Genomic DNA, 26,532 nt, shown 5'->3' with positions numbered 1-26,532 from the left:
TTAGTCCTTTCCTGCAGCGGGGGCTGCGTCCCACTTGGGTTCAAATTCCAGAAAGACGGTGTAGACGCCGCGTTCGACCTGGAATATGGCGCTCTCCGCTTTCGAATCCTTGATTTCCTTCATCTTCTTCTCGACGTCGTCGACGTTCGCTATGGGAGAACCGCCGATCTTGACGATGAGATCGCTGGGGTCCATGTTCGCGACGGCGGCCCATCCGCCGGGTTCAATCTTTGAGACCAAGGCGCCGGCCTTGTCCTCGGGCCATTTCTCTTTTACCTTGTCGATGAACGTCAAATCGCGGACCTTGAACTCGAAGTCGAAGTCTTCATACTCCTTCATCTCGCGCGTTTGCCGCGGCGACGCCGTGAGTTGGACGGGGATTTTCAGTTTTTCCGATCCGCGCAGCACGCCGAACTCGGCGGTTGATCCGATCTTGTATTGCCGCACCAAGGCGGTGAGTTCCTCGTAGTCCTCCGGCGCGGCCGCTTCGAGCGGCTCGCCATCGACGGCGTAAATGAAATCGCCGACTTTCAGGCCGGCAGATTCCGCCGTCGTGCCCGGGTACACCTGCGTCAATCGGAAGCCCTTGAGATCGGGGTTGCCTACCTGCGTGGCGATATCGCGGGTGATGACTTGCGTGTCAACGGCAAGCCAGGCCTTTTCGACATCCTTGCCGGGGTCGGGCGGCTCCGCGATGCCGACTTTCACAACGGTCTGCAACCGCGCGACCTTGCGTTCGAACTCGACAAGGACAGGCACGGGGTCCTTTTGACCCTCGAGAATCTTCGCCGTGAGTTCTTTCAGCGTGGCCATGTCCTTCACCGGCTGGCCGTTCAGACCGACGATGATGTCCTGGCGATTGATCTCGGGTTTCGCCGTACCGGTCGGACCGCCGGGCCGGACCGAAGTGATGAGGACGCCGTCGGTCGTGTCTCGCTTCATTTCGCGCGCATTGACAAAGGAGACGTTGCGCGCGGTGACCCCCCACTCTTTGAGTTCGTCTTGATCGGGCTCTACTTCCTGGTAGGGGATCGGTGTAACGGTCAATCGCTCCTCTTTGCCGTCGCGCACGACGGTCGCTTCGAGCGGCTGGCCGATTGGGAGCGATGCGATGAGCGCATTGAGCAGCGGGAGCTGCTCTTCGAAACGCACGGTGATGTCGTTGCCGGCGATAGAGGTGAAGAGATCGCCGGCTTTGAATCCGGCTTGATCGGCGGGAGATCCGGCGAACGCATTGCGCACGAGCACGCCACGCGATTGAACATCGGTCTTGAGTTGCGGCTGCATGTTGAGGCCGATCCAGGCGCGCTCGACCTTTCCGCTCGAGATGAGCTTGCGGGTAACATCCTTCGCGATGTTGCCCGGGATGGCCCCGCCCAGCCCGATGCTGATCTCGTTCACGCCGACGATTTGCCCGCGAATGTTCACGAGCGGGCCGCCGGAGTTGCCGGGATAAATTGGCGCGTCGTGGCCGATCCAGCGAATGAGCGAACCGACGTCTTCACCGTCCAGCGTGAGCGAACCGAAGCGGCGCGCCGGGAACACGAGTTCCGTGTTGCTGACAATACCCTGCGTGACGCTTTGCGAAAGCGAGAGCGGGCTTCCCATCGCAAGCACGATGTCGCCCACGCGCAACTCGGAGGAGTCGGCGAATTCCGCGGTGGGGAAAATGCGGCCACGTTCGCCTTTCAGTTTGATGACTGCGATGTCGGTCTGCGGGTCCTTGCCGATCAAATCGGCTTCGATAATCTCTTTTGTCGAGAGTGTGCAGAAGATGCGTGTGGCGTGGCCCGCGACATGGTGGTTGGTGACGACGTGGCCTTCGCCCGTGACGATGGTGCCGCTGCCGCTGGCTTCGTATTTTTCTTCACGCCCGTCGTTGTAATCCGTCCACACGACGCCGATGCGCACGAGGGCGGGCTTCACTTTCGCGATGGCGACGTCCACCGCGGAACGAACGGAATCGGGAGCGTCCTGTGCGAAGGAGATGGTGGCCGCGGTCAGGAACAGAAGCGTGCTGCGGACGTAACGGGACTGCATATGCGATACCTCTTTGCTTTGCACGTAGCGGGTCGGGTGGGCAGTGCCGGAAGGCTTCCGTGACGGCGAGTCGTGCGCCGGCACGGGGAATTCGGCTATTGCGCCAAGGCCCGATTATGGGGCGTGGGCAGGATGGAATCAAGCGGCGGCGGGCAGGTGTGGAGGCGGGAAAGTGCGACAGCGTGAGGGCGGGAAGGGCTGACTACGTTGGGGATTCGGTCTCGCGTCGCGGGTGGGCGCGCGTTGGACTATTCGGGCGAGGCGATCGCGTGGCGGCGTGCGATGTAGCCGGCGATGATGCCGTGGGTCGGCGAAAAGAGGGCAGCGAGCGCGAAGAGCATGCCGCTGACGACGGCCATAGCGCCCGCGATGGAACCGTCTATGAGCGCGGCGAGCCAATAGCCGCCGAGCGCGCTGGCGATTCCGAGCATAACGGACAAGGCGAGCATTCGCGAGAGGCGGTCTGTCAACAGGTAGGCGGTGTTGGGCGGAACAATGAGCATCGCGACAACGAGAATTGCGCCCACGCTCTCGAACGCGCCGACGGTGGTGAGCGACACGAAGCCCATGAGCAGGTAATGCCAGAGGGTGACGTTGATGCCGAGCGCCGCGGCCATTCCAGGATCGAAGGAGGTAAGCTTCAGTTGCTTATAACCGAGCGTAACAAAGACCAGGTTGGCGATGGTGATGGCGCCGAGAATCCAGACGGCGCGCGGGCCCATATCGGTGTCGCCGAGAATCCATATGTCCCACGGTGACGACGCGATTTCGCCGTAGAGGACGCATTCGGCATCGAGGTCGACGTGGCCCGCGAACGCTGAGATGAGGATTACGCCCACCGCGAATAGCCACGTGAACGTGACGCCGATCGAAGCGTCGGGTTGCAGGCGGCCATGGCGTTCGAGCGCGTTCGTGGTGAAGGCCGTGAGAAGTCCCAATGCGCCCGCGCCAAGCAGCATCGGGATCGGCGCGCGGCTTTGGGTGACCAGAAAGGCGATAACGATGCCGGGCAACACCGAGTGGCTGATCGCGTCGCCCATCATCGCCTGTTTGCGCAGGACGAGAAAACATCCGACCAGCGCGCAGGCGGCGGAGGCGAGCGATCCGACGAGCACGACCCAGGCGGGATTGCTCATGGGGCCGCGCTCCCCGCGCCCAACGCGGGCGGAATGTGCCGCGCATGCGGGTCCTCGGCGGGATCGTTCAGGGACGCGACGAGACGCGCCTCGAGTTCGGGCGTGATGATGTGCTCGATCTCCTCCGCGTCGTCGTGGACGTGGTCGGGCGCGAGTTCGAGTTTGCGCGTGAGGTACAGTTCCCACAAACGGTGAAGGCGCGTGAGACGCGCGCCGCGCGCGACCCCCTTGGGTGTCAGTGCGAACATGCCGTCGGATGGTTCGCGCACGTATCCTTGTTTGGCGAGGCGCGTAAGCGTGTGATCGAGGCGCGCGGCGTTCATCGAACGGAATTGCAGGAGGTTGGCCATGGAACACGCCGTGTCCATGTCCTGGTGGCGTTCGCCCTCGAGATACAGGGTGCGGAGAATATTTTCGTCCGCGGTTTTTCGGCGAATGCGCCACAGCAGGAGCAGCCGCGCGACGAGTCCGCGGCGCGGCGCGAACAGGAGTGAGACCGCGAAGACGACGGTGGCGGCGACGACCATCCACGGTCCGGTGGGCATGCGCGGGCCGAGATAGCTTACGTAGGTGCCGATGGCGCCGCTGACCGCGCCGAAGATACCGGAGAGGACGATCATGCGCGCAAGGTTATCGGTCCAGTAGCGCGCGGACGCCGCGGGAGTGACGAGCATGGCGGCCATGAGCACCACGCCGACCGCCTGGAGCCCGATCGCCACGGCGAGCACCGTGAGCGTCGCGAGGGCAAATTCGATGACACGCGTTCGCAGGCCGATCGACGATGCGAACGACGGATCGAACGACACGACCTTGAATTCCTTGTACGCGAGCACGACCGCGGCGAGCATGAGAACGGCTGCGATGGCGAGCGTCCAGACGTCGCGATCGAGCATAGCCGAGGCTTGTCCGAAGAGGAACTTGTCGAGACCGGCCTGCGCGGCGTTGCCGCTGTGTTGAATGTAAGTCAGGAGGAGGATGCCCGCGCCGAAGAACACGGACAGTACCATGCCAAGCGCACTTTCCTCTTTGACGCGCGTGTAGCGCGCGATGAGGTCGATCGCGATCGCGCCGATCCAACAGGCGATCGTGGCGCCGGCGAGAATGATGACCGGGTTCTTCGTGCCGGTGAGGATGAACGCGACGCATACGCCAGGCAGCGCGGAATGGGCGAGCGCATCGCCCAACAGCGCGCGTTTGCGCAGGAGCGCAAAGCACCCGATGACGCCCGCCGTTATTCCGAGCAAGATGCACCCGGCGAGGATAAGACGGACGTTGGTGTCGCGAAAGGTGAAGAAGTCGATCCACGGCGGCAGGGCGCCGGCCGCGGGCAGGGCCGGATTCATCGCCGTGCACTCCACTCTTGTTTGCGCAACTTCTCCCCTACTTCGGTCAGCAGGTTCAGGCGGCCTCCGTAGGTCTTGTTCAGGTTCTCGGCAGTGAACGTCGTTTCGACGGGGCCGAACGCGATCATGCGCAGGTTCAGCAACATCACGGAATCGAAGTATTCCGGAACGGACTGAAGATCGTGGTGGACGACGGCGACGGTGCTGCCCTGCTCGCGCAGTTCGCGCAACAGGGTAACGATGGCCTTCTCGGTTGCGGCATCCACGCCGGCGAACGGCTCGTCCATGAGATAGACCCGCGTTTGCTGAGCGAGCGCGCGCGCGAGGAACACGCGTTGCTGCTGGCCGCCGGAGAGCTGGCTGATCTGCCGGCTGGCAAAATCGAGCATGCCGACTTTATCGAGGCAATGGCGCGCAATTTCCCGGTCGCGCTTGCGCGGCCGGCCGAAGAGCGGGACATGCCCGTAACGGCCCATGAGCACGACGTCGAGCGCGGTGGTCGGAAAGTCCCAATCGACGGATTCGCGCTGGGGAACGTATGCGACGAGTTTTCGGACTTCGTCTGCGGGCTTACCGAAGATGGAGACTCTTCCGGATGCGAGCGGAACGAGACCGAGAATCGCCTTGATAAGCGTGCTCTTGCCCGCGCCGTTGGGTCCGCAGATGGCGATGAGATTGCCTTCCGGGAGCTTTACGTCGATGTCCCAAAGCACGGGCCGGTGCCGGTACGCGACGGTGAGGTCGTGCACCTCGATTGGGACGGGCTTAACGTCTTCCATACGGGTTACTTTAGCGCATCAGCGATGACGTCGGCATTGCTGCGGACCATGCCGATATAGGTGCCCCCGGGCGTCCCGGGCGCGCCCATGGCGTCGCTGAACAGTTGGCCGCCGATCCTGACGGAGCCGCCCTTCCCCTCGACGCCGCGCACGAGGGCCTCGATCGATTTGGGCGAGATGGACGACTCGACAAACACGGCCTTGATCTTGCGCGCGACGATCACATCCACCAGGCGGCTCAAGTCTTGCGCGCCATACTCGGCGGTGGTGCTGATGCCCTGCAAGCCCATGACCTCGATGTCGTACGCACGGCCAAAGTAGCCGAAGGCGTCGTGGGCCGTAATGAGTACGCGTTGGTCCTTGGGAACTTCCGCAATGCGATTGCGCACGTACGCGTCAGTTTCCTTAAGTTGGACGGCAAAGTCGGCGAAGTTTTTCTCGTAGTCGCCCTTATTTGCGGGGTCGGCTTCGATTAGCGCGTCGCGGATGCGTTCGGCGGCGATGGTCCACAGCGAAACATCGAACCAGACGTGCGGATCGTGCTGCCCTTGAAACTCGGGCGGTTCGCGGAGTTGGTCTTCGGGAATGGACTCGGTGACCTGGACGGTGTGTACCGTTCGCGCCATCTTCACGAGCACGTCGGCCATTTTCCCTTCGAGGTGCAGCCCGTTGTAGAGAATGAGGTCCGCCCCGGAAAGGCGCTCCAGGTCGCCCTGCGTCGCCTTGTACAAATGCGGGTCGACGCCCGGCCCCATCAATCCGGTGACTTGCGCGTGCGGTCCCGCAATCGTTTGCGCGACGTCGGTGATCATGCCGATGGTGCAGGTCACTTTCAGCGGACCAGTCCGCGGCGCATTCGCGGGAGTTCGGCCGGATGCGCTTCCTTCGCCGCAGCCGGAAAGTGTAAATGAAAAGAGGGTCAGCAGGGCCAACGCAGCGATACGAATCGTACAGGTCATTTTGTCTTCCGTTCGGGCAGCCAAGATTCTGCCGTGATGTTGTGTTTCTCCAAGTAATCCGCAAACGCCGTCAGCCGGGCGTAGACGTCTTCATCGAGCGTATGTTCGATGCGGCACGCATTCTGGTCGGCGCACGCGGCATCGACGCCCAGCACGTTTTCCAGGAACGTGGCGAGAAACCGGTGGCGCTCTTCTACCGAGCGGCCGATCTTTTCGCCGGCGTTCGTGAGCGTGACGTACGAATAGCGGTCGTAGTTCACGAAACCGGAGGCGCTGAGCTGTTTGAGGGCCGTAGTTACGGACGATTTGGTTACACCGAGCGCCTGGGCGATATCGCGCGACCGGGCGACCCGATTACGGGTCGTGATCCGGAAGATGGCTTCGAGATAGTCCTGTGCGCTGGCGCTGACCGGGGATTGCGGCATGGTTGCAGTCATTGTGATCACCTTGTAACCTTGCGCTAAGATTGTACGATGAATCTAACTTTGTGTCAAGTCGCTAATAAACTTGACATAAACAAATTACTATCAATTACTTAGATGAATTGGATTGTCAGGGAGACGCAGTGCAGCAAGGAGTCGGTGGGGCAGAAAGTCACACTCCGAACTGTTGACATGCCTACAGGATTCGGCATTTGCAGAAGTGGATTCTGCATGGTACAATCCGGGCGCAGGTGAGGCGTACGAGCCGACTTACCGAGCAGTTAGTTCGTATTGTGTGGCTGAGCCTGTGCAGGTAGACAGTAGTCGACCCCGACGGCTACTGTCTTTTATTTTTCGAGCTTCGTTCTTCCAGCGCAGATAGACAGTTCTTTCCTTATTGTACGAACGCCCCGAAGCGTTCTGCCGGTTCCGAATCCCCGATTCAACGTCCTTTGGTAGTCAGCGGAGAGGCGAGCACCTGAAGCTTCCTGGCTGCAGTTACTCTTGGGGAAGGAGTGACTTGAGGTAGACTTGTAACGTAAGCCCTCAGTTACCCGCCTCTCCGGCCTGAGCAGTGAACATGTCGTCCCGAACGACATGTTATGAGCCTGTTTTCATGAGGACGTCGGCCTTCACTTCGACGTCCTTCAGTTCGGTGGATCCGGTCAAGTAGTCCGGAACCAATCGAATCTCAATGGATTTCATTCCCGAAATCGGCGTATCGAGCGGAATATCGAGCGAACTGGCGCCCGGCGCCGCAAACTTGCTGCTTTGAAGCCTGCGATGAACAATAGGCTCGCCGTTCTCGCCCAACACGTACAGATCGTACGAGCGAAAGTCGGCGGGCTCTGCCTCGGCCGATGGCTGCCAGTAAATTCGTAACGACGACACGGTGCCGCCGAAGGTATCGACGACGTACACGCTGCGCGACGGCATTTCCGCCGCGGGCGACGTGACTTGGACGCGGCTATTGAACGCGCTTTCTGCCAGCGGATCGGGCGTGATGACGCGGGCCCACGCGTTCTCGATCTTTGCATCCACCGCGCTTGGCTCGGAGAGCGCGCCATCGCCGGATACTTCTGCGCGTTGGCCGGCTTCGAGGGCGCAGAATTCCTGGTCCGTTTCTACCTGGACTTCGCCCCGCTCGACGGTCACGGTGGTCAATTCGTTTACGTACGAGACGCTGAAACACGTGCCGAACACGGTAACCTCGCCGCGCGGCGTGTTCACGCGGAAGAGCTTTCCGTCGCGTCCGACATCCAACCAGATTTTGCCGCGTTCGAGGCTAATGTTCCGCGCATCGGTGACGCGCAGGCTCGTGCTCGACCCAATTTTTACGGAGGTCGGACCGGTGAGGGAAACCATCAAAAAGCTGCCCCTCCGGGTCTCGAGGCGGTCTCCGCGAGTGATGAGCTTCTGCAATTCCGCGGGCTGGGACATTGGCCCGTCGCCGGGCACGAGGAGGGCATCGCCAAATGCATTGGTCACCATGCCGATGCTGGTGACATTGCCGAGATCGTGGGTTTCGGAATAATTGTAGAGGACCAGGGTGACGAACACGAGGATAGCGATGGCCGCGGCGGGCATGAGCCTGCCAACCAACACCCACGTGGTGCGCGGGTTCTTTGCGCGCTCGTTGATCAAGTCGACCACGCTGTCGGAATCGCGCGGCATGACTTCCATCATCGGGAGGTGCGCAAGCACGCGGTAGCGCAGCGGCGCATCGAGCCGGTCGTCGGCGAACACCGCGAAGAGGGTCGCATTGGCGCGCTGCTGTGTGCGCAGCGAGTCGCGGCACGACTCGCATTCGGCGACGTGCTGCTCGAAGATTGCGCGATCGGAGTCGCCCAACTCTCCGTCAATGTACGCCTGAAGCGTGCCTTCTACTCGCGTGCACGAAACCAATTCTTGCCGCCCTCGTTCGGTTCGTCCGCCGCGTACAGCGTGTCGCGCAACTTGCGGACCGCCTGCTGCAGAATTCCGCGGACTTCGTCTTTCGACTCGCCGGTGAACTCGCTGATCTCTTCGTAGCTGAGTTCCTGGAGGTACCGGAGCACCACCGGGAGCCGGTAGCGTTCGGGCAGTGCATCGATTGCGTGATGCACCTTGTCGAATACCTCGGCCCGTTCGGCACTGCCGCCGGGACCCTGGCGATGGTCTTCAATTTGTATAGGCCGCTTGTACGGAAGCGGTGTTTCCGCGCCGAGCCGCTTCTTGTGCTTGCGCAACCAGTTTGCGGCGGTGCGCGTGGTGATTTCTTTCAGCCACGGGCCGAACTTGCTGGGGTCCTCGAGGCGCCGCAGGTGCCGGTACGCCTCGAAGAAGGCGTCCTGCGCGACGTCCTCGGCAGCGCCGTAGCGCCCGACGTAGTAGTACGCGGTGGCGTAGACAGCGCCCTGGTAGTGGTCCACCAGTCGACCGTAGGCTTGGGTATCCCCCTCAAGACAGAGGTACACCAACTGTGCATCTTCAAACTGCATAGTGGTGATTAGTTCATGTCTCTATAGGGGATGTCCAGAAACCGAGCTTCTTAAACTGTACGCAGACGAAGTGGTAGTTTGGCTGGCGCGGCGCATGGATTGCTCCAATTTGGAACGATATTGACGAATCGGGCAGCCAAGGATGAAGCCCCTGGGATTCGCGCGAATGCACTTTGACAGCGTGCCCTTTGGCGTGTGAAGGTGGACGCGTCATGTCACCTTCTGAACTAGCCGACGCCGTGAAAGACAAGGCCGCGCTGCTGGGTTTTGACGCCTGCGGTATTGCCGAGGCGACCGCGATCGACCCCGAGCATCGTCTGGCGCAATGGCTCGATGCGGGGTATCACGCGAGTATGGAGTGGATGCGGCGCACGTGCGACGTACGCACGGACGTTTCCAGGAAGCTGCCTTGCGCGCGCTCGGTGATCGTCGTGGCGCGGAATTACTTCGCGAACCGGCCGGAGCCCGTCGCGGGTGCGGGGCGGGTTTCGCGCTATGCGTGGGGGCGCGACTACCATCGCGTGTTGGAAAAGCCCTTGCGGAAACTCGCGGCGTTCGTAACGGAGCTCGAGCCGGGCACGGGCGTTTATCCGTGCGTGGACAGTGGGCCGGTGATGGAGAAGGCGTGGGCGGAGCGCGCTGGGGTTGGGTGGATCGGAAAGAACAGCCTGCTGCTTCGCCGCGAGCTGGGTTCGTACTTTTTTCTTGGCGCGATCGTCACGACCGCGCGGATCGCGCCGGACTCCCCCGTTCCGGATTTGTGCGGCGGCTGCACGCTGTGCATCGATGCGTGCCCGACGCAGGCGATCGTGCAGCCGAAAGTCGTCGACGCGCGGCGCTGCATTTCGTACCACACCATTGAAAACCGCGGAGACGTGCCGGACGAGTTAGCGGAGAAGTTCGGCGATTGGGTCTTCGGCTGCGACGTGTGCCAGGACGTTTGCCCGTGGAACCGGAAACTGCGAGAGACCACCGAGGCGGATTTTCTGCCGAGGCCGGGAAACGCCCATCTCCGCACGGAAGAAATCAGTGCGCTGGACGAGCGGGATTTTCTCGCGCGCTTCGCCGGGACGCCGATCATGCGCGCGAAACTGGCTGGCCTGAAACGCAACGCTCGGATCGTGGCGGAAAACCAAAGCGTTTCCGTTACGACTGTGAATGGCGGCGCCCGGTCACCGCTTCGCGAATCGCCTGTTCGTTGATGCCGTAGTGGGATGACGACCACAGCACGGAGCGATCCTTGACGAGAATCAATTGCGGCGATTTGTGTTGGAGCGCGAGTTCGTCGGCGATCTGGTTTGAGACGGGGCGGGCTTCGATCACTTTCACCAAGTACACCTTCGGGTCCGATTCGGAAGCGTTTTGGATGTACTTCGCGACTTCGTGGTACGCCTGCGACGAGATGGGACAGGCGGTGCTGTGTTTGAAGATCAGGACGGGCTTCTCGGCGGACGCGATCAGGCAGTCGTCCAATTCGGGAAGGGACGTTAGCGCTTTCATGTTGGCGTCGGCACCCTCGAAATCCAAGCGTGGCATGAACACGCTTCGCAATAGCGGCAGCAGATTGGCAAGCATCGCGAAACGATAGGCCGCGGCAGACGACAGAGTCAAACAGGGCGCGCCCATACATCGGCGTGGCACGGGCCAACGCCCTACTTCGGAGCGAAGGTGTACGTTTTCCACGGTTCCGCATCGAAGGTCAGGACATTCGGTTCGGGCCGAACGACAGCGGCGTCGAGACCTTCTCCGACGAGGCGCAAAGGGGATTTCGAGCGGAGCGTGCACGGCCCCTTTTGGGATGTAGTAATGCTCGCTACGGCGACGCCGTAGTTTTCCCAGCGGATGGAAACTTTGAAGCCGCCGCGCGCGCGGAGTCCTTTGACGCTTCCGCTCGGCCACGCCTTCGGCAGCGCGGGCAGCAGATGGATTTCGCCGGCGTGGGACTGGAGCAGCATTTCGGCGATGCCGGCGGTAGCGCCGAAGTTGCCGTCGATTTGAAAAGGCGGATGGTTGTCGAAAAGGTTCGGCAAGGTGGATTTTGCGAGCAGCGCCTGAATGTTTTCGAGCGCCTTGTCGCCTTCTTCGAGTCGTGCCCAGAAGTTGACGATCCATGCGCGGCTCCAACCGGTGTGGCCTCCCCCACTCGCCAATCGGCGTTCGAGCGAGACGCGCGCGGCCTTCGCGAGTTCCGGCGTGCCGCGCAGCGTGAACTGGTTGCCGGGGTGCAGGCCGAACAGGTGCGACATGTGGCGGTGGCCGGGTTCGGGCTCGTCGAAATCTTCAATCCATTCCTGCAACTGGCCGTGCTTGCCAATCTGCGGTGGCGCGAGTTTTGAACGCGCGTCCGCGAGCCGTGTGCGGAAGTCTTCGTCCACGCCGAGCGCCGTCGAAGCGTCGATGCAGTTGGAGAAGAGATTGTGCAGGATTTGCATGTCCATCGAGGGGCCGTAGCAAATGCTCGCGACGGTCCCGTCGGCGGTCTTGAAATGGTTCTCGGGCGAGTTTGAAGGGCTGGTCACGAGCCAGCCGCGCCGGGGATCGTTCACGAGAAAATCGAGATAGAACTCGGCGGACTCTTTCATGATCGGGTAGGCGCGTTTGAGGTATTGGGGATCGGGGTTGAACGCGTAGTGTTCCCAGACGTGCTGGCAGAGCCACGCGCCCGCGCACGTGAATTGCCCCCATGAGGGGTTTTCTCCGGGCGACGTGAAACCCCAGACATTCGAAATGGTGTGCGCGACCCAACCGCGCGCGCCATATTGGACTTTCGCCGTGCGGCGCCCAGGTTCCCGGAGCATATCTATGTATTTGATGAATGGTTCGTGCAACTCGGCGAGGTCGCAGACTTCCGCGGGCCAATAGTTCATCTGGTCGTTGATGTTGTGGTGATAGTCGCAGTTCCACGGCGCGCGGTAGTGGTCGCACCAGATGCCTTGAAGGTTCGCCGGCAGATCGCCGGGACGCGAACTCGATATCAGAAGGTAGCGGCCATAGTTGAAGTAGAGTTCAACGAGCGCGGGATCAACGGCGCCCTGCGCGGCGGCCAGGAGGCGTTTATCGGTGGGCAGCGTTGCCGTCGCGCCGCTGAGATCGAGGGACACGCGGTTGAAGAGGGACTGATAGTCGGTGACGTGCGCGTGTTGGAGGTCTAAAAAGGATTTTTCTTCCGCCCGCCGAAGCTGCGTTTTACTGTACGCTGCCGGGTTCTTGCGTTCTACGTAGTCCCACGCAATATGTTCCATGGGATCCAACATGAATTCCGTATTCGCAGCGAGAAGCAGGGTAACGCTGTCGGCGTTCTTGATCGACAGCGTAGCGTCGTGCGCGGTCACGTCTCCCCCATCGTTTCGCGCGACGAGCCGCGCGTCGAATTCCATGCTGTCGCCGAGCATGGTGCGGCCCCTGAGCAGGAGCGCGTTGTGTCCAATGGCGCGCGCGCGCAAAGGCCATTCTTTTCCCTCGGGTTCGGCCCGATCGAAGGGTTCGATGCGGGAATCGTTTTTGTTGTAGCGCGAACAGCGTCGCGGATCGCGATCGAGCGTCACATCAAACGAAATGCTTTTGGGTTTGTCCGCGGTGAAATGGAGCACGAGCACCCGGTCCGGTGCGCTGCTAAACATCGTGCGGGTGAAGCGCACGCCGTCCTGTGTGTATTCGACCGTCGCCACCGCCGTCGAGACATCGAGCGCGCGGCGGTAATCGGAGATCGCGCCTTCGGGAAAGGTGAACGTGAGGTCGCCAAGGGTCTGATACGAACCGAAGGCGGCGTAGGCGCCGTTGCCGGTGCTCGAGCCCGGGCCCTTGCAGACCATGTATTTGTTCGCGAGCGCTTCGGCTTCCTTGTACTTGCCGGCAAACAGCAGGCCGCGGATTTCGTCGAGATGTTCGCGGGCCTCCGGATTGTCCGCATCGTAGGGATGCCCGGACCAGAGACTGTCTTCGTTCAACTGGATGCGTTCGCGCTCGACGCCGCCGAAGACCATGCCGCCGATCCGCCCATTGCCGATTGGCAGCGCAGACGACCACGTTTCGGCAGGTGCGTCGTACCAGAGCGTGTTGCGGTTCTGAAGGGATGCGTCGTCAGCGTGCGCGAACCCACCTGAGAGCATCGCGGTTGTGAAAAGGATTAGCGATCGCATAAGGCCCCACGGAATTGTACGTGGCTCAATCTAAGCGGATTGGATGCAGCCCCGCAACCTAGCGTCGTGCCGTACGGTGCGCGCGCAAGTGGGCGCCGAAATGGACATCAAAGTCCTTGATACGCCGTTCGCGCGCCACTTGACGCTATCCTACGAAAAGTAGGCCGAAAACGACAGGTGGATGTCCCCACTTATCCCCCGAGTTAGTCTTAACCGATCTGAAACAGCTACCCAGCGCCGCCTTCTCCGTTTCTCCATTTGGAGAAGGCGGCGCGCGACGCGGAATTAGTGAACGTCTACCACGGGAATGTTTGCGACTTCGCACGCACGGTAGAAAATCTGGACTTGCTTGTAAGTGGCGTTATTTTTGTCGTAGCGCACCGGCTTCCACACGACCACCTGGGGCCAGACTCCGGGAAGCTGTACCAGAATTAGGTCGAGGATAAGAATCGTTGGATTTATCCCCTGAGGTGTCCTTGGAGTCAGAAGTACTTCGATGCCGGGATTCCCTACTTGGACCTCGCCTGTAACGTGGAAGTCGTCCGGCTTCGGGGGCATCAAGTTATTCCACGCATACCAATCCCGAGTCGCAATGCACATCGGGTCCGCAGCAGCGCTCCCCGCCCCGTGCGCGTAGACGAGATCGCACTCTTCGAGAGTGTATTCGAGATTGCCAAGCGTATAGCAGACTACCCCGTTATTGAGCGGTACCGTATGGACCGCCGCGACAACGACATCGCCAGGGCTTGCCTCAGCCTGAATCTTCGCGCCTGGGGCGGTTATGTTTCCCGCAGCAGCGATCTTTCCGTTGATCGCAAGTGCCGCTTCGGCACCCGTGTTAGGGCACAAGTTCGAATTGCCACGGCGTACGACCATCATTTTCGGTGTGCCGCCACCTACCTCGCGAATCGAAATGGACCACTCGCCCGACTCGCCCACACTACCTTTTCCCACAATCTCACATGCACCTGGAATTGTCATAGAATCAGACTCCCTCGGTTCGTTTTGCACTGAGTTTGGTCGCTTTCCAAGCCCAAACACCAAGGAGCAGACAGACTGATCAGTCTGGAGCCACACCGGGCCTTGAACGCCGTCTTATATTCACCTCCTTCCACGGCTGGATGATATCTATAGCATATTACCGATATTTAATCAATAGGTAACTATATGGTCTGCGGACAAGATACGCACATAACCACAATAGAATCCGGTGAGAGTATTAGTTCGCAATTTGCGTTTCGTTAGGATGTTACTGGGAAGATTCAGGAAATTCAGGGACGGAAATTCGGGGAAATTCACGGACTACAGACTGCAATAATCAGGCAAAACTACAGCAACCGAGACCGACTCTCGACCCTGGGATTTAGGCTTCGATTCTTGCAGTCGTTTACCACGTGTCAGTGCTCACTTAACCTGCCGTTTACCGCGTGTTTATCCAATAATCGGCATGGTCCAATACGCATTCATAATCCCCGATGCATTCCGCGACTCGGAAGACGTATACTCGGATCATGAAAACCGTACGCATACGGTACTTGGTCCAGGAGCACGGCGTTGGCCCGGTGGTCGCGGCGCTGTTGTTCGCATGCGTGTCTATTGCGGCGGACCAGGGAGCGAGTTCCGGGGCAACCGATCTGGTGGGCCGGAACGGGCAGTTCACGGTGAAGGGTCCGAGCGGGAAGGTTGAGACGGTCGACGCGAAGAGTCTCAACATGCAGAAGGAGTTGATGCCGTCTGCGCCGCGTGGCGTGATAACGGATGCGGATGCGGAGTCGCCGGCGGGTGAGTCCAAGCCCGGCGAGAAGACCGTTCCAGCAAAATCTGCCGCTGCGCAGCAGGCCGCGCCGAAGGAAGAGACGCCCGAGGAGAAGGCCATTCGCGCGGCGGACGTCGAGACGTTGCGCCAGTTGCGGAAGATTGGCGGGGCCTACTTTTACACGGAAGACAACCAGCCGGTATCGAACGAGGAGATCGATCGCAGGATCGAAACCGGCGAGGTCGAGGGGTTGAAGGTCATTGGACTGCACTTGCAAGACTGGGAGCCGGAGACGAAGTCGAAGGATGCCCCGGCGGAGGAAGCGTCCGACACGGTCGAGCCGGGACCCGTTACGCCGCCCATCCTGGTTCCTCGTTTGAAGGAGAAGGAGAACAAGAAGTATTAGCGCCGCGGCGGTCATTGGAGCGGTGCGGCGGTCGTATCTGCCGCCTTTTCTGGCCCTCTTTCTCCTTACCGTCGTACTGGTCCCTCCGGCCGGCAATTTTCCGTTGAACGACGATTGGGTCTACGCGTCGATGGCGGAGACCCTGTACGAGCGGCACGAATTCGTTCCGCACATGTATCGCGCCGCGTACGCCATTTTCCAAACGTTTTGGGGTGCGGCGTTCTGCTGGGTGTTCGGATTCTCGTACACCGTGTTGCGCGTTTCGACGATCGCGCTCGGGTTGATTGCCGTTTGGTTGACGGCGCGCTGCGCGCGGGAAGCGGGCGCAACGCGCGGCATGTCACTGCTGTGCGGCGCGACGCTGCTCGCGAATCCGCTCTTTTTGAACCTGTCGTACACCTTCATGACCGAGGTGCCGTACCTCGCGCCGATGATGGCGTCGGGCTTTTTCTATCTGCGGGCGCTTCGGCGCGGGCGCGCTATCGATATGCTGTTGGGGAGCACGTCCGCCGCGCTGGCATTCAGCAACCGGCAATACGGCGTCCTGTCCACGGTCGCATTCGCCGCCGCGCTGCTTGTGACATATCGGCGGGCAGTGTTTCGTCCACGCGTGGTGCACGCCGCCGCGGTACTTGCGCCGTGGCTCGTGGTCGTCGTGGCGTTCGCTGTGCTGAGCGCACAGCCGGACAGTCCGCTGCAACGCATCGGACTCGCCGGCAACACGACGCTCAAGACGCAACTGAACATCGTGTTCAACGCATTGTTTTCGCTCTTGCCATACTTGGGGTTGTTTATCCTGCCGATTGCCATGGCCGCGCTCGCCGGCGTGCTGACGAAACGCGTGCGGTGGCGTTGGACCCAATGGACGTGTTTCGTTTGTATCGCCGGGTATTTCACGATTCTGATGGCGATTGGCGTGCAGCCCCTCCCCCGTTTGCCCAATTTGCTTCGGGATTTCGGCGTCGGGCCGTTAACGTTTTACGACACGATGTATGCGGATCGAGAATGGTCGCCGGTCGAGTTGCCGGCGGGCGCGTGGAGGGGCATTACGATTGCTGCGGCAGTTGCCGCAGGCGCGATGGCCGCGCAAACGATCGGTACGCTGAGGCCGAACAAGGGAAGACGCACGAGAACGACGCACCCGATTCGCCGCGCCCAGCATTGGTACTTGTTCCTGTGGTCGGGGATGCTGCTGCTGAGCCCGCTCAATCCCGCGCTGACGATTTACTTCGACCGCTACCTGTTGCCTGGTGCGATCCCACTGTTCATTCTCGTCGCGTCACGCCTAACGCTGCGTGGGCGCGTCGCGCGCATTGCCGCGGCCTCGTGCGTGTTGGCGATGTACGTGGCGGCGCTCGCGGGGATTCAGGACTATCTCGCGTGGAACCGCGCACGGTGGGATGCTATCGCGATCCTGCGTACAAAATACGGCGCGACGGACGATCAGATTGATGGCGGGTACGAATTCAATGGCGTGTACACCAGCGAGACGTACCGTGCGCTGCATCCGGAGAAACCGGCCATGCACACGGGCGACCGGCCCTGGTGGATCATTGATGATCTGTACGCCGTGTCATTTCTGCCCCGCGAAGGGTATGTGGAATTGGAGCGCGTGCCGTATCGCTCGTGGTTGCTTGCCGGGGATGGGCACCTGCTGATTCTTAGGGTGGCGCGCGATTGAGTGCACACATTGTTTGCGATTGAAGTGCGCTCGTACATCCCCCTAAATCCCCCTTCAAAAGGGGGACTTAAGAATTGCAGATTGACGTCGATCGCGCTGTATTAAGTCCCCCTTTTGAAGGGGGATTTAGGGGGATGTGGCTCCCGTGCATTCAAACAAGACGCGCACACTGCGGCGTCGTGGGGCGGTGAGAAATGCCTGATAGCGCGTCTCACGGCCGGCTGCACCGCGTGCTCGTGCTCATGCTCGTCATCGTACTCGATCGTTTCGAGTATCGAGCGCGAGTACGATGACGGCTCACGAGCATGAGCACGAAAAAGACGGCGCGCTCAAGAGCTTACACGTGAGCATTTCTCGCCGCACCGAAGGATTCTACATAATAGACGCGAAAGAGGCGGGCGCGTTGTGCGCGGCGGCGGCGACCGTATATTCTCATGCGGATACTTGGGGTAATCGGATTGGGAGCGGAAGATGACGAAGCGCCTACTGCTGACCGGCGCGAATGGGTTTGTAGCGGGGAGCATTATCGAGGCGGCGCAGGGCGCGTGGGAAGTTCACGCGGCGTCGCGCGGCGCTGCGCCGGTTGATCGCGCGGGGTTGGTGTGGCATTCCTTCGATCCGTTCGATTTGGACGCGTTCCACGACGTGTTTCACGACGTCGATCCCGAGGCAGTGGTGCATACCGCGGCGATCGCCGACATCGATCTATGCGAATCGAACCGCGAACTGGCCACGCGGGTGAACTACACGTACGCCCATGACTTGGCGGAATTGTGCTGGGACCACGACACGCGCTTCGTGTTTTTATCGACAGACAACGTGTTCGACGGCGAGCGCGGGATGTATACCGAGGAAGACGTTCCTCGTCCGATCAATTTTTACGCGGACACCAAAGTGCGCGCGGAGAATTCCGTGAAGGAATTCGGCGGAAACTATCTTATCGCTCGCGTCGCGCTGGTGATGGGATTGCCGGTGCTGGGCGAGGGGAATTCGTTCGTATCGCGCATGGCGCACGCGCTGCGCGAGGGCAAGCAGGTGACGACCCCCGCGCAGGAAGTGCGCACGCCGGTGGACGTGATCACCTTGGGCCGCGCGCTGCTGGAACTCGCCGGCCACGAGCATCGTGGGATAGTGCACTTGAGCGGCAACGACCGGTTGAACCGGCATGAGATGATGCGGCGCATTGCGCGGCGGTTGGGGCTTGACGAAGAACTGGTAGTTGCGCAGGACCCGTCGGGAATTCAGGGGCGTGCGCCGCGGCCGCGCGATGTGTCGCTGGACAACGCGAAGGCCAGGGGACTGCTAAAGACACCGATGGTGGGGTTGGATGAGGGCCTCGAATTGGTATTGGCCGCGGCGAAGGGAAAGGTGTAAATGGGGGCGATTCGGTTCGAGCTCGAGAGCAAATTCGGGGCGACGTACGGAGACGACGAGGAGCGCGCGGTAATCGAAGTGTTGCGCAAGCATGCGCCCACGAGCGGGCCCGCGTGCGCGCAGTTCGAAAAGGAGTTTGCGGAATATTGCGGCGCCGGGTACGCGCGGGCCTGCTCGAACGGCACCGCGGCGCTGTTCTTGTCGCTCGTGGGCCTGGGAGTCGGGAAGGGTGACCGCGTTCTGACGACGCCAATGACCTGGATCGCGACGGCCGCCGCCGGCGCGACGCTCGGGGCGGAAGTCGATTTCGTCGACATTGATCCCGAATCCTGCAATATCGACGCGTCGCAAATTGAAGCGCGGCTGACGCCGAATACAAAAGCGGTGCTGCCCGTTCACCTCTACGGACAATGCTGCGACATGGACACGATTCTCGCGTTGTCGAAAAAGCACAGGTTTGCGGTGGTCGAGGATGCGTGCCATGCGCCCGGCGCGGAGTATCGCGGGCGCAAAGCCGGCAGCATGGGCGCTACGGGCTGCTTCAGTTTTCACGAACAGAAAAACATGTCGACAATGGGCGAAGGCGGCATGATTACGACGAGCGATCCCGCGTTGTTCGAGCGGATCGCGCTGTATCGTTCGCACTGCACGCGGGTGCATGGCGCGAGCACGAAGTACTGTTCGCTGGATTCCAGCCAATTTCCCATTGGCGACCGGCCGTGGTGGCAGGACTTCGACGATTGCGGCTACAACTTCCGCATGACGGACGCCCAGGCCGCGGTTGGCAGCATTCAATTGAAAAAACTCGACGCGATGAACCAGCGGCGTATCGAGATCGCAGACATGGTTTGCGAGGGACTCGAAGACGTGCCGGGCTTGGCGTTGCCAACCGTGCAGCCGGGCAACAAGCACGTGTTTCACCTGTTCCCGCTTCGCATCGATGCGCGCGAGTTTGGCATGGCAAAAGACCAATTCATCGCGACGATGATCGCGGAGTTCGGTATCAAAATCGGCACGCACTACATTCCGCTGCACTGGAGCACGGCGTTCCAGCGGCGCGGGTTCAGGCCGGGGCAATTCCCGAACGCGGAGGCGATTTTCGAGACGCAGGTAACGCTGCCGATTCATCCGCGTTTGACCGACGACGCGGTGGAATATCTGGTGCAGTGCATACGGACGTGCTGCAGGCGATGAATAACCGCGGGAAACGGGGTCCGAGCGCAAGATCGATTACGGAGACGAATACGATTATCATCATGCGTTCGATCGGGAAGCGTTAATGCAAGGGTTGGACCCGGGCAGAGGGGGTAGACCGAATGCAGAAGGTTGATCTGCTTGTCATTGGATCGGGACCGGCGGGACAGCGCGCCGCCATCCAGGGGGTAAAACTCGGCAAGCGAGTCGTTATCGTCGAAAAGCAGGACGTCGTCGGCGGGGTGTGCACAAACCTCGGCACGATACCGAGCAAGACGTTGCGCGAGGCGATCCTGCATTTCTCCGGGTTCCGGCACCGCGCGGCGTACGGGCGCAGCTACGCGGTGAAGCGCCGCGTGACGTTTGGCGAGTTGCGCCAGCGCATCAATCAGGTCATCCAGCACGAGGTCGAAGTGGCGCGCGACCGCATGATGCGCACCGGAGTCGAGATACTCAACGGCACGGCGCGATTTGAGTCGCCCAACGTGGTGGCGGTTTCGTCCGCCGATAATCTGACGACGGTCGAGGCGGAGAAGATCATTATTGCGGCGGGCACGGTGCCCTATCGCGCGGATCGAGTGCCATTCAACGCGCGCAATATCATCGATACCGATCGTCTCTTCGAGCGGGATTTCGATCTCGATACGTTGCCGAAGAGCATGCTGATCATTGGCGCCGGGGTCATCGGAACGGAATACGCGTGCATGTTCGCGGCGATCGGCGTCGATACGCGCTTGCTCGATCGGCGCACGGAGTTGTTTCGCTTTGTCGACCCGGAAATTTGCGAGGCGCTCACCTATCACATGCGCAACGAGCGCGTGACGCTCTATCTCGGCAAGGACTTCAAGGAGATCCGGGAAGACGATAACCGCAAGGTCATTACGACGCTGTCTAACGGCCGCGAGATCAAAACCGACATGCTCCTGTTTGCGTCGGGGCGCGCGGGCGCGATCGAGGCGTTGAATCTCGACGCGGCGGGCGTAAAATCGAGTTCGCGCGGGTTAATCGAGGTGAACGAAAACCTTCAGACCAATGTGCCGCACATCTACGCCGCGGGCGACATCATCGGTTTTCCGGCGCTGGCCTCTACGTCGATGGAACAGGGAAGGCAGGCGGCGTGCCGCGCGTTCGGCGTGCCGTTCAAGGTCGAGGCGCAATTGCTGCCGTACGGAATTTACACGATCCCGGAAATCTCGATGGTTGGGAAGACCGAACGCGAGCTGATGGACGAGGAGGTGCCCTACGAGATCGGCATCGCGCGGTACCGCGAAGTCTCCAAAGGCAAGATCATGGGCGACGAGACGGGCATTCTGAAGCTGGTCTTCCATCAAAAGACCGGCAGACTGTTGGGCGTGCATATCATCGGCGATGGGGCCTCCGAACTGCTGCATATCGGCCAGGCCGTGATGTCGTTCGGAGGTTCGATCAGTTACTTCGTGGACACTGTGTTCAACTACCCGACGCTTGCGGAAGCCTACAAAATCGCGGCGTTGAACGGACTCAAACGTATCGGCGCATCGGCGTTGACCGGGGGCGAATTCGAGGCCCCGAAAACGTCGGGCGCGGAAGAGGTGTGGGTCGACGAAACAGCCGCGAATTCGCCGGGCGGCGCCCCGCATTAGTTTCGTCCACTGAGACGCGGGGAATCTGTGATACTCTCCCCATCATGATTTCCCTATCCGGAAAAACCGCTATCGTCACGGGTGGTGCGAAACGTTTGGGCCGCGCTACGGCGCTTGCGCTGGCCGCGGAGGGCGCGAACGTCGTTATTCACTTCGGCTCGTCATCGGCCGAGGCGGATACGCTGGCACATCAAATCGAGAAGACCGGCGTGCGCGCCTGGACGGTCCAGGGCGATTTGTCCGATCCCGACGCGGCTGCGACGGTAATGGAGAAGGCGATAGCGTCGGCGGGGAACATCGACATTCTGATCAACAACGCATCACGTTTTCCGGAGTCGACACTTGAAGGGCTTACGGCTGACGAAGTCCATGCAAACATGAATCTGCATGCCCTGTCCCCCGCGCTGCTGGCGCGCGCGATGCACGCGCACGGGAAGCCCGGCGCAGTGGTGAATATGTTGGACTGCATGATCGCGGACTACGACAGAAAACACCTGGCATATCACTTGAGCAAGCGCATGCTTCACACGCTGACACGGATCATGGCGGTCGAGCTGGCGCCGCTCATTCGCGTGAACGGCATCGCACCGGGCCTTGTGCTGCCGCCGGCGGGCAAGGACGAATCGTATCTCGCGGGTCTGGCGTCCTCGAACCTGCTAAACCGCTACGGTTGCGCCGACGATGTGACCGCCGCGATACTTTTTCTGTTGAAGAGTGATTTCATCACGGGGCAAACGATTTACGTGGACGGCGGGCGAAACCTGCGGGGAAATATGTACGGTGGCTAGGCCTCTCGACCGAATCTGCATTCGCGAACTGGCGAGCCAGTGTATCGTCGGGATCAATCCCGAAGAGCGCGTAAACAAGCAGGATGTGATAATCACGGTCGTGATGGAGGCTGACCTGCGCGACGCGTGTTCGAGCGACAGCATCGACGACACGGTTGACTACAAGCGTGTCAAGCAGTCGATCCTCGCGCTCGTCGAGAATTCGAGCTTCTTTCTAATCGAAGGGTTGGCCCAAGCGATCGCGGACACGTGCCTGCGCGAACCGCGCGTGCAAATGGTCCACGTTTCGGTGGACAAACCGGGCGCGCTGCGGTTCGCGAGAAGCGTAGCGATCGAGATCACGCGCCATCGCGACGGTCATGCCGGCTGAAGGCGGCCAAACCGAAGTCCTCCTCGCGATCGGATCGAACATCACGCCGGAAAGCAACGTGCCTCGGGCGCTCGCCCTGCTGAAGGAAAGTGTTTTCATCGTATCGGTATCGACCTTCTATCGGTCAGCGGCATTGGGCGCGCCGGGGCAGCCGGAATTCCTCAACGGAGCGTGCCGCATTCGCACCGGCATTTCAGCGCGCGACCTGAAGTTCGATGTGTTACGCGGTATCGAGGCGCGGTTGGGGCGAATTCGGACGGCGGACAAGTACGCGCCCCGCGCGATCGATTTCGATATCGCCCTGTACGGGAATACAATAGTCTGCGAGCCGGGTTTACACATTCCCGATCCGGACATTCAGCATCGGCCTTTTCTTGCGGTCCCATTGGCGGAGATCGCCCCGGATTGGGTCGTGGCGGGAACGACTACGACGTTACGCGAGATCGCCGCGGGGCTGCCAATAGCGGGGCTTTGCGTGGATCCGGACGTCACCGAAGCGTGCCGGCGAATCGTCGCCGAGGAGTCAAGACGTGAACATTAAACGTGTGGAACAACTCGTACGCGAACTGCTCGTCGAGATCGGGGAAGACCCGAATCGCGAGGGCCTGCTCAAAACGCCGGAGCGCGTGGCCGAAGCGTACGACTACCTGACGTCCGGGTATCGGGCGGACTTGAACGAGATCGTGAATGGGGCCGTATTCGAGTCGCACGCGAACAACATGATCATTTCTCGCGATATTGAACTGTACAGCCTGTGCGAACACCACATCCTGCCTTTTTTCGGCGTGTGCCACATCGGATACGTCGCGCAGGAAAAGGTGATCGGTCTCAGCAAGTTGTCGCGAATCGTCGATTTTTATGCGCGGCGCCTGCAGATACAGGAGCGATTGACCCACGAGATCGCGCAGGAAGTGATGAATGTCACCAGCGCCGAAGGCGTGGGCGTCGTCATCGAAGCCCGGCACATGTGCATGATGATGCGCGGCGTCGAAAAACAGCATTCCATCATGTCCACGTCGTCGGTGCTCGGAAGTTTTCTGAAGGATTCAGCGACGCGTTCGGAGTTCCTCAATCTGATCGGGCGGACCCCGAAGTTCGTGCAGGGGCTGTAAGGTAAAGCCGGCCGGGCGCAACGATCCGGCGCGGCTCACCGGAACGCATGGATGAGTACGGCGATCAGGGGCGGGGCGAATCCAGCGGCGATCAGCCACTTGCCCCGGCCCCCGATGCCGTGTTTCCCCTTCAGGATGAACAGCCCCGTGACGTTAATCAGGATCAACATGGCGGCAAAGATGTCGGATGCCCATTTCCAACCCTTCAGACTGTTCCGGTGCAACACGTTGACCTGGTAGAAAACGGGCCGTCTGACAATCCGCTCGTACTTACCCTCCTGTTCGGAAAGGTAGACGTGCAGCGACGCGTCGTCGTAGTAGATTTTCACCTGGTCCTGCGTGGGAAAGTCATATACCTTGTACCGCTCCTCGCCCACCAACGTCCCGAACGCGGCGATCGCGAGGTCGTCGATCTCTGCCTTCGTGTAGGCCCGGTCAAGCCGCACGGTTTGTTTGTGCACAATGAAATCGGGGTTCCAATCGTCCACGTGGTTCAATGCAATGCCTGAAATGCAGTACGCAACGATCAACGACGAGAAGAAATACCCGAGGTCCCGGTGCGTCGCGATGTTCAGCCTTCGCAGCCTGTACTTCGTCCTTCGAGGCATGGCGGCCTACAAACGCGGTTGTGCGGCCTGTTTCGCATGCTCGATCGCGGTTGCCGTGACCCAGCGTTCGACCTCAGGGTCGGGCAGTATCGCGTCGGGTTTGTAGCGGACTTTCGCTTTTCCGTCTTTCACGCCCTCGATCCCTTTTCCAATGATGCCAATCTGGAAATTCTCGTCGTGGGCCACTAACACCGGTATGACAATGGCGTTTTCCTTCTTGGACAAAACCTTCTCCACCGCTTCCGTTGTTTGCTTGGGATCGTAATGGGCGATGTGGCCGCACCATCCATACGAGTGCTCGGCAATTCCCGTGTGTTGTTTCACGTGTTCGGCGACCCGATCAAAGAGTTGCCCCCACTCCCTCTCGTACGTCTCGTCGCCGTATCCGATCAAGACAAGTCCCTCCTTCTCCGGGTGCTGGGACAACGCCGCGACGCGCCGCAGCACGTTCTTCTCGAGAATGTCGGTGAAATCGAGCAGGGGCGATATGCGCGACCGCGCCTTGGGCGTGTACCGCTCGATGCGTTCCAGCTTCAACATCTCCATCGAGTTGGGGTCCTCTTTCTGTCCGATGATTGTCGGAATGTCCTCGAAGGAGTGCGGACTTACCGTCAGGAAGACGGGAACAATGATCACGTCCGTGTAGCCTTCCCGATCGAACTCCTTCAAGCGGGTGGCGATGGACGGTTCGTTGTATTCCATGAACGCCGTTTTGGTCCCTTGCACATACCCTGACTCAAGTATCTCGGCGCTCACGTTTTGTTCGAGTTCGAGCAGCGCGTTCCGCCAAGTCTCCGAATGTGATCCGTGATTGACAAGCAGCACCCCCGTTTTCAATCCGGACGACGAATCCGCCGCGTCAACCGTATGTGGGGTGCAACCGAACGACAGAAGTGACAGGAGCACGGCGGCAACACAGACAAGGTTGCAGCGGCATTCCTTCCGAAGCGAACGACAGAGATTTCTGGTGCACATGACTGAAGTATTTCTCCGTGAAATAAGGATTGTTGGTTACATGCAATGGGGCGGGGCCGGCGCATGCCGTCCCCAATCGAGAAGAAGGGCGGCATGCGCCTGGCGCCAAACGCCTGCTAACCGTGCAGGCTCAACTGCCCAAAGACTTCCGCCACTCCGGGAAGCACGGGCGCTTCGTCGTTGTACTTGACGAACTCGACATGCCCATCCATGTAGAGCACGTTGGCGCCGCCGGGGATGTGGTTGTACTGGGAGACGTCGCTGCTGAGGCGGTCGGTGTAAATCCACACCTCGCTCTGGGCCTGCGCCGACCCGGCGGGACTGTTGATATCCGTAATCAAGAACCGTTCGACGCCTTCGCGCAGCCGGCGAACCGTGTCCCCACCCGCGTTGCCAAGACCCGAACCATACGAAGAGAGGTCAAGATCCTGGCCGACTTCGCCGCCGAAGAAATTGCCAATGGCGAGCGCCATGCCGTACACGAGTTGCGCGGGGCCGTCGCCGATCGCATCGCTTTCGAGTTCGGATATGGGCGCCTGCGGATCGTCTTCGTCCGTGCGATCAAGCACATAGCCGGTGTACCAGTAGGCTTCATCGAGCAGCGGCATTCCGCGCTCCTTCGTCCATTTACCGAAAGTCGGTCCGGGGACATTCTCGAAACACACCAAGTGGGCTTCGGACTCGCCCGTCGCCGGGTTTGTGAAATCCTCCCGCGAGACGAGCGCGCTGGATGGACACGACGCGAGCGCAACGTCCGTCAGATACTCCGGGTACACTTCGCTCATTTGCGGGTTGAGCCAGTGAGTGGGTGCGCCCACAAACGGAATCGCGGGGTAGACCGTCGCGCCGGTGTCGCAGTTCGTGATCTTCTCCCACGATGTTTGGAGGCGCGGATAGCGTTCGCCATCGGACTCTCCGGCGAACATCTTAAATACGATCCCCCACTGTTTGAGGTTGTTCTGGCAGCTTGCGCGGCGCGCGGCCTCGCGTGCGCGGGCCAATGCCGGTAGCAGTATTGCCGCCAGGATCGCTATAATGGCGATGACGACAAGCAGTTCGATGAGCGTGAAGCCGATGCGGGTGGAACGATTCATGGCAGATGTCTCCTACGCCGGCCTGAGCGCATCGTCGCCGGGAAGTCGCCAAACGTAACCGGCCGCGGTCGCTCAGGCCTGGCTTTTTTGCCAATGCCTTTACCAACACAAGGCTGCGCTTCCCCTTCGGATACCCGGCGGTTCAGGGCAGTTCGGCTGCGGATAGGCAGCCTGGACGCTCTTAACGCCTTATCCGTCACCGGAGGCGGGCCTTGTTAAGCCGAATGATACACAAGTTAAGTATACTAATCAAG

24 protein-coding genes are annotated in these 26,532 nt (G+C 60.6%); 10 read left to right on the top strand and 14 right to left on the bottom strand.

Translation table 11 applies throughout. The features are described 5' to 3' along the window. From HUU46_05250 to HUU46_05215, 8 genes are all read right to left on the bottom strand, one after another. A complete protein-coding gene (locus HUU46_05250; GenBank protein NUM53031.1) occupies positions 1-2,040 on the bottom strand; it encodes a PDZ domain-containing protein in 2,040 nt (679 codons plus the stop codon). Between the two features lie 248 nt (positions 2,041-2,288). Further along, entirely contained in the window at positions 2,289-3,176 is an 888-nt protein-coding gene (locus tag HUU46_05245) for a metal ABC transporter permease (GenBank protein NUM53030.1), read from the bottom strand. Further along, positions 3,173-4,489 (bottom strand): metal ABC transporter permease, encoded by a 1,317-nt coding sequence (locus tag HUU46_05240; GenBank protein ID NUM53029.1) that lies wholly within the window; start codon positions 4,487-4,489, stop codon positions 3,173-3,175. The genes HUU46_05245 and HUU46_05240 overlap by 4 nt, the downstream gene beginning before the upstream one ends. Positions 4,490-4,515: 26 nt before the next feature. After that, complete coding sequence (locus tag HUU46_05235) at positions 4,516-5,298, bottom strand: metal ABC transporter ATP-binding protein (protein NUM53028.1); 783 nt, start codon at positions 5,296-5,298, stop codon at positions 4,516-4,518. A 5-nt stretch (positions 5,299-5,303) separates the two neighbouring features. After that, positions 5,304-6,257: a zinc ABC transporter substrate-binding protein gene (locus tag HUU46_05230; protein NUM53027.1), complete on the bottom strand. Its 954-nt coding sequence runs from the start codon at positions 6,255-6,257 to the stop codon at positions 5,304-5,306. Continuing rightward, positions 6,254-6,694, bottom strand: coding sequence for a metal-dependent transcriptional regulator (locus HUU46_05225; GenBank protein NUM53026.1), 441 nt, complete (start codon positions 6,692-6,694; stop codon positions 6,254-6,256). Before HUU46_05225 ends, HUU46_05230 begins: the two co-directional genes overlap by 4 nt. A gap of 585 nt (positions 6,695-7,279) precedes the next feature. Continuing rightward, positions 7,280-8,584 carry a FecR domain-containing protein gene (locus HUU46_05220; protein NUM53025.1) on the bottom strand — a complete coding sequence of 435 codons (1,305 nt, stop codon included), beginning with the start codon at positions 8,582-8,584 and terminating at the stop codon, positions 7,280-7,282. Continuing rightward, positions 8,563-9,159 carry an RNA polymerase sigma factor gene (locus HUU46_05215; GenBank protein NUM53024.1) on the bottom strand — a complete coding sequence of 199 codons (597 nt, stop codon included), beginning with the start codon at positions 9,157-9,159 and terminating at the stop codon, positions 8,563-8,565. Before HUU46_05215 ends, HUU46_05220 begins: the two co-directional genes overlap by 22 nt. Before the next feature lie 212 nt (positions 9,160-9,371). On the opposite strand from HUU46_05215, the gene queG reads away from it, so the two are divergent. Then, entirely contained in the window at positions 9,372-10,361 is a 990-nt protein-coding gene (gene queG, locus HUU46_05210) for a tRNA epoxyqueuosine(34) reductase QueG (protein ID NUM53023.1), read from the top strand. Here queG and ytxJ read toward each other — a convergent pair. The 3 genes from ytxJ to HUU46_05195 all read right to left on the bottom strand — a co-directional run bounded on the left by ytxJ (position 10,306) and on the right by HUU46_05195 (position 13,898). Further along, on the bottom strand, positions 10,306-10,659 hold the full coding sequence (ytxJ, locus tag HUU46_05205) for a bacillithiol system redox-active protein YtxJ (GenBank protein NUM53022.1): 354 nt from the start codon (positions 10,657-10,659) through the stop codon (positions 10,306-10,308). The genes queG and ytxJ overlap by 56 nt on opposite strands. Positions 10,660-10,811: 152 nt before the next feature. Further along, the gene (locus HUU46_05200) at positions 10,812-13,268 is read right to left on the bottom strand and encodes a glycoside hydrolase family 95 protein (GenBank protein ID NUM53021.1); all 2,457 of its coding nucleotides are present in this window, start codon (positions 13,266-13,268) and stop codon (positions 10,812-10,814) included. A gap of 315 nt (positions 13,269-13,583) precedes the next feature. Then, entirely contained in the window at positions 13,584-13,898 is a 315-nt protein-coding gene (locus HUU46_05195; GenBank protein ID NUM53020.1) for a hypothetical protein, read from the bottom strand. Between the two features lie 911 nt (positions 13,899-14,809). Between HUU46_05195 and HUU46_05190 the strand changes: the two genes are divergently transcribed. The 9 genes from HUU46_05190 to folE all read left to right on the top strand — a co-directional run bounded on the left by HUU46_05190 (position 14,810) and on the right by folE (position 23,601). Further along, complete coding sequence (locus HUU46_05190) at positions 14,810-15,460, top strand: hypothetical protein (GenBank protein ID NUM53019.1); 651 nt, start codon at positions 14,810-14,812, stop codon at positions 15,458-15,460. Between the two features lie 22 nt (positions 15,461-15,482). Next, entirely contained in the window at positions 15,483-17,141 is a 1,659-nt protein-coding gene (locus HUU46_05185; protein NUM53018.1) for a glycosyltransferase family 39 protein, read from the top strand. Positions 17,142-17,612: 471 nt separating this feature from the next. After that, positions 17,613-18,515 (top strand): NAD(P)-dependent oxidoreductase, encoded by a 903-nt coding sequence (locus HUU46_05180; GenBank protein ID NUM53017.1) that lies wholly within the window; start codon positions 17,613-17,615, stop codon positions 18,513-18,515. Then, positions 18,516-19,709 carry a DegT/DnrJ/EryC1/StrS family aminotransferase gene (locus HUU46_05175; GenBank protein ID NUM53016.1) on the top strand — a complete coding sequence of 398 codons (1,194 nt, stop codon included), beginning with the start codon at positions 18,516-18,518 and terminating at the stop codon, positions 19,707-19,709. It begins immediately after the preceding gene. A gap of 122 nt (positions 19,710-19,831) precedes the next feature. Then, positions 19,832-21,331 carry a Si-specific NAD(P)(+) transhydrogenase gene (gene sthA, locus HUU46_05170; GenBank protein NUM53015.1) on the top strand — a complete coding sequence of 500 codons (1,500 nt, stop codon included), beginning with the start codon at positions 19,832-19,834 and terminating at the stop codon, positions 21,329-21,331. A gap of 44 nt (positions 21,332-21,375) precedes the next feature. Further along, on the top strand, positions 21,376-22,119 hold the full coding sequence (locus HUU46_05165; protein NUM53014.1) for an SDR family oxidoreductase: 744 nt from the start codon (positions 21,376-21,378) through the stop codon (positions 22,117-22,119). Beyond that, a complete protein-coding gene (folB, locus tag HUU46_05160) occupies positions 22,112-22,489 on the top strand; it encodes a dihydroneopterin aldolase (GenBank protein ID NUM53013.1) in 378 nt (125 codons plus the stop codon). The genes HUU46_05165 and folB overlap by 8 nt, the downstream gene beginning before the upstream one ends. After that, positions 22,479-23,030, top strand: a complete 552-nt coding sequence (folK, locus tag HUU46_05155) for a 2-amino-4-hydroxy-6-hydroxymethyldihydropteridine diphosphokinase (GenBank protein ID NUM53012.1) — start codon at positions 22,479-22,481, stop codon at positions 23,028-23,030. The genes folB and folK overlap by 11 nt, the downstream gene beginning before the upstream one ends. After that, a complete protein-coding gene (gene folE, locus HUU46_05150) occupies positions 22,969-23,601 on the top strand; it encodes a GTP cyclohydrolase I FolE (GenBank protein NUM53011.1) in 633 nt (210 codons plus the stop codon). Before folK ends, folE begins: the two co-directional genes overlap by 62 nt. Before the next feature lie 35 nt (positions 23,602-23,636). Here folE and HUU46_05145 read toward each other — a convergent pair whose 3' ends face one another. The 3 genes from HUU46_05145 to HUU46_05135 form a co-directional block, all read right to left on the bottom strand. Next, complete coding sequence (locus HUU46_05145; GenBank protein ID NUM53010.1) at positions 23,637-24,209, bottom strand: PepSY-associated TM helix domain-containing protein; 573 nt, start codon at positions 24,207-24,209, stop codon at positions 23,637-23,639. A gap of 6 nt (positions 24,210-24,215) precedes the next feature. Next, positions 24,216-25,184: a cobalamin biosynthesis protein CbiX gene (locus HUU46_05140; GenBank protein NUM53009.1), complete on the bottom strand. Its 969-nt coding sequence runs from the start codon at positions 25,182-25,184 to the stop codon at positions 24,216-24,218. Between the two features lie 116 nt (positions 25,185-25,300). Continuing rightward, entirely contained in the window at positions 25,301-26,278 is a 978-nt protein-coding gene (locus HUU46_05135; protein NUM53008.1) for a DUF1559 domain-containing protein, read from the bottom strand. Positions 26,279-26,532: the final 254 nt, after the last annotated feature.

The sequence above is a fragment of the Candidatus Hydrogenedentota bacterium genome, assembly GCA_013359265.1.
Classification (GTDB): domain Bacteria; phylum Hydrogenedentota; class Hydrogenedentia; order Hydrogenedentales; family SLHB01; genus JABWCD01.
The sequence above is the reverse complement of the archived record's forward strand: the minus strand, read 5'-3'. Positions and strand labels throughout refer to the sequence as shown.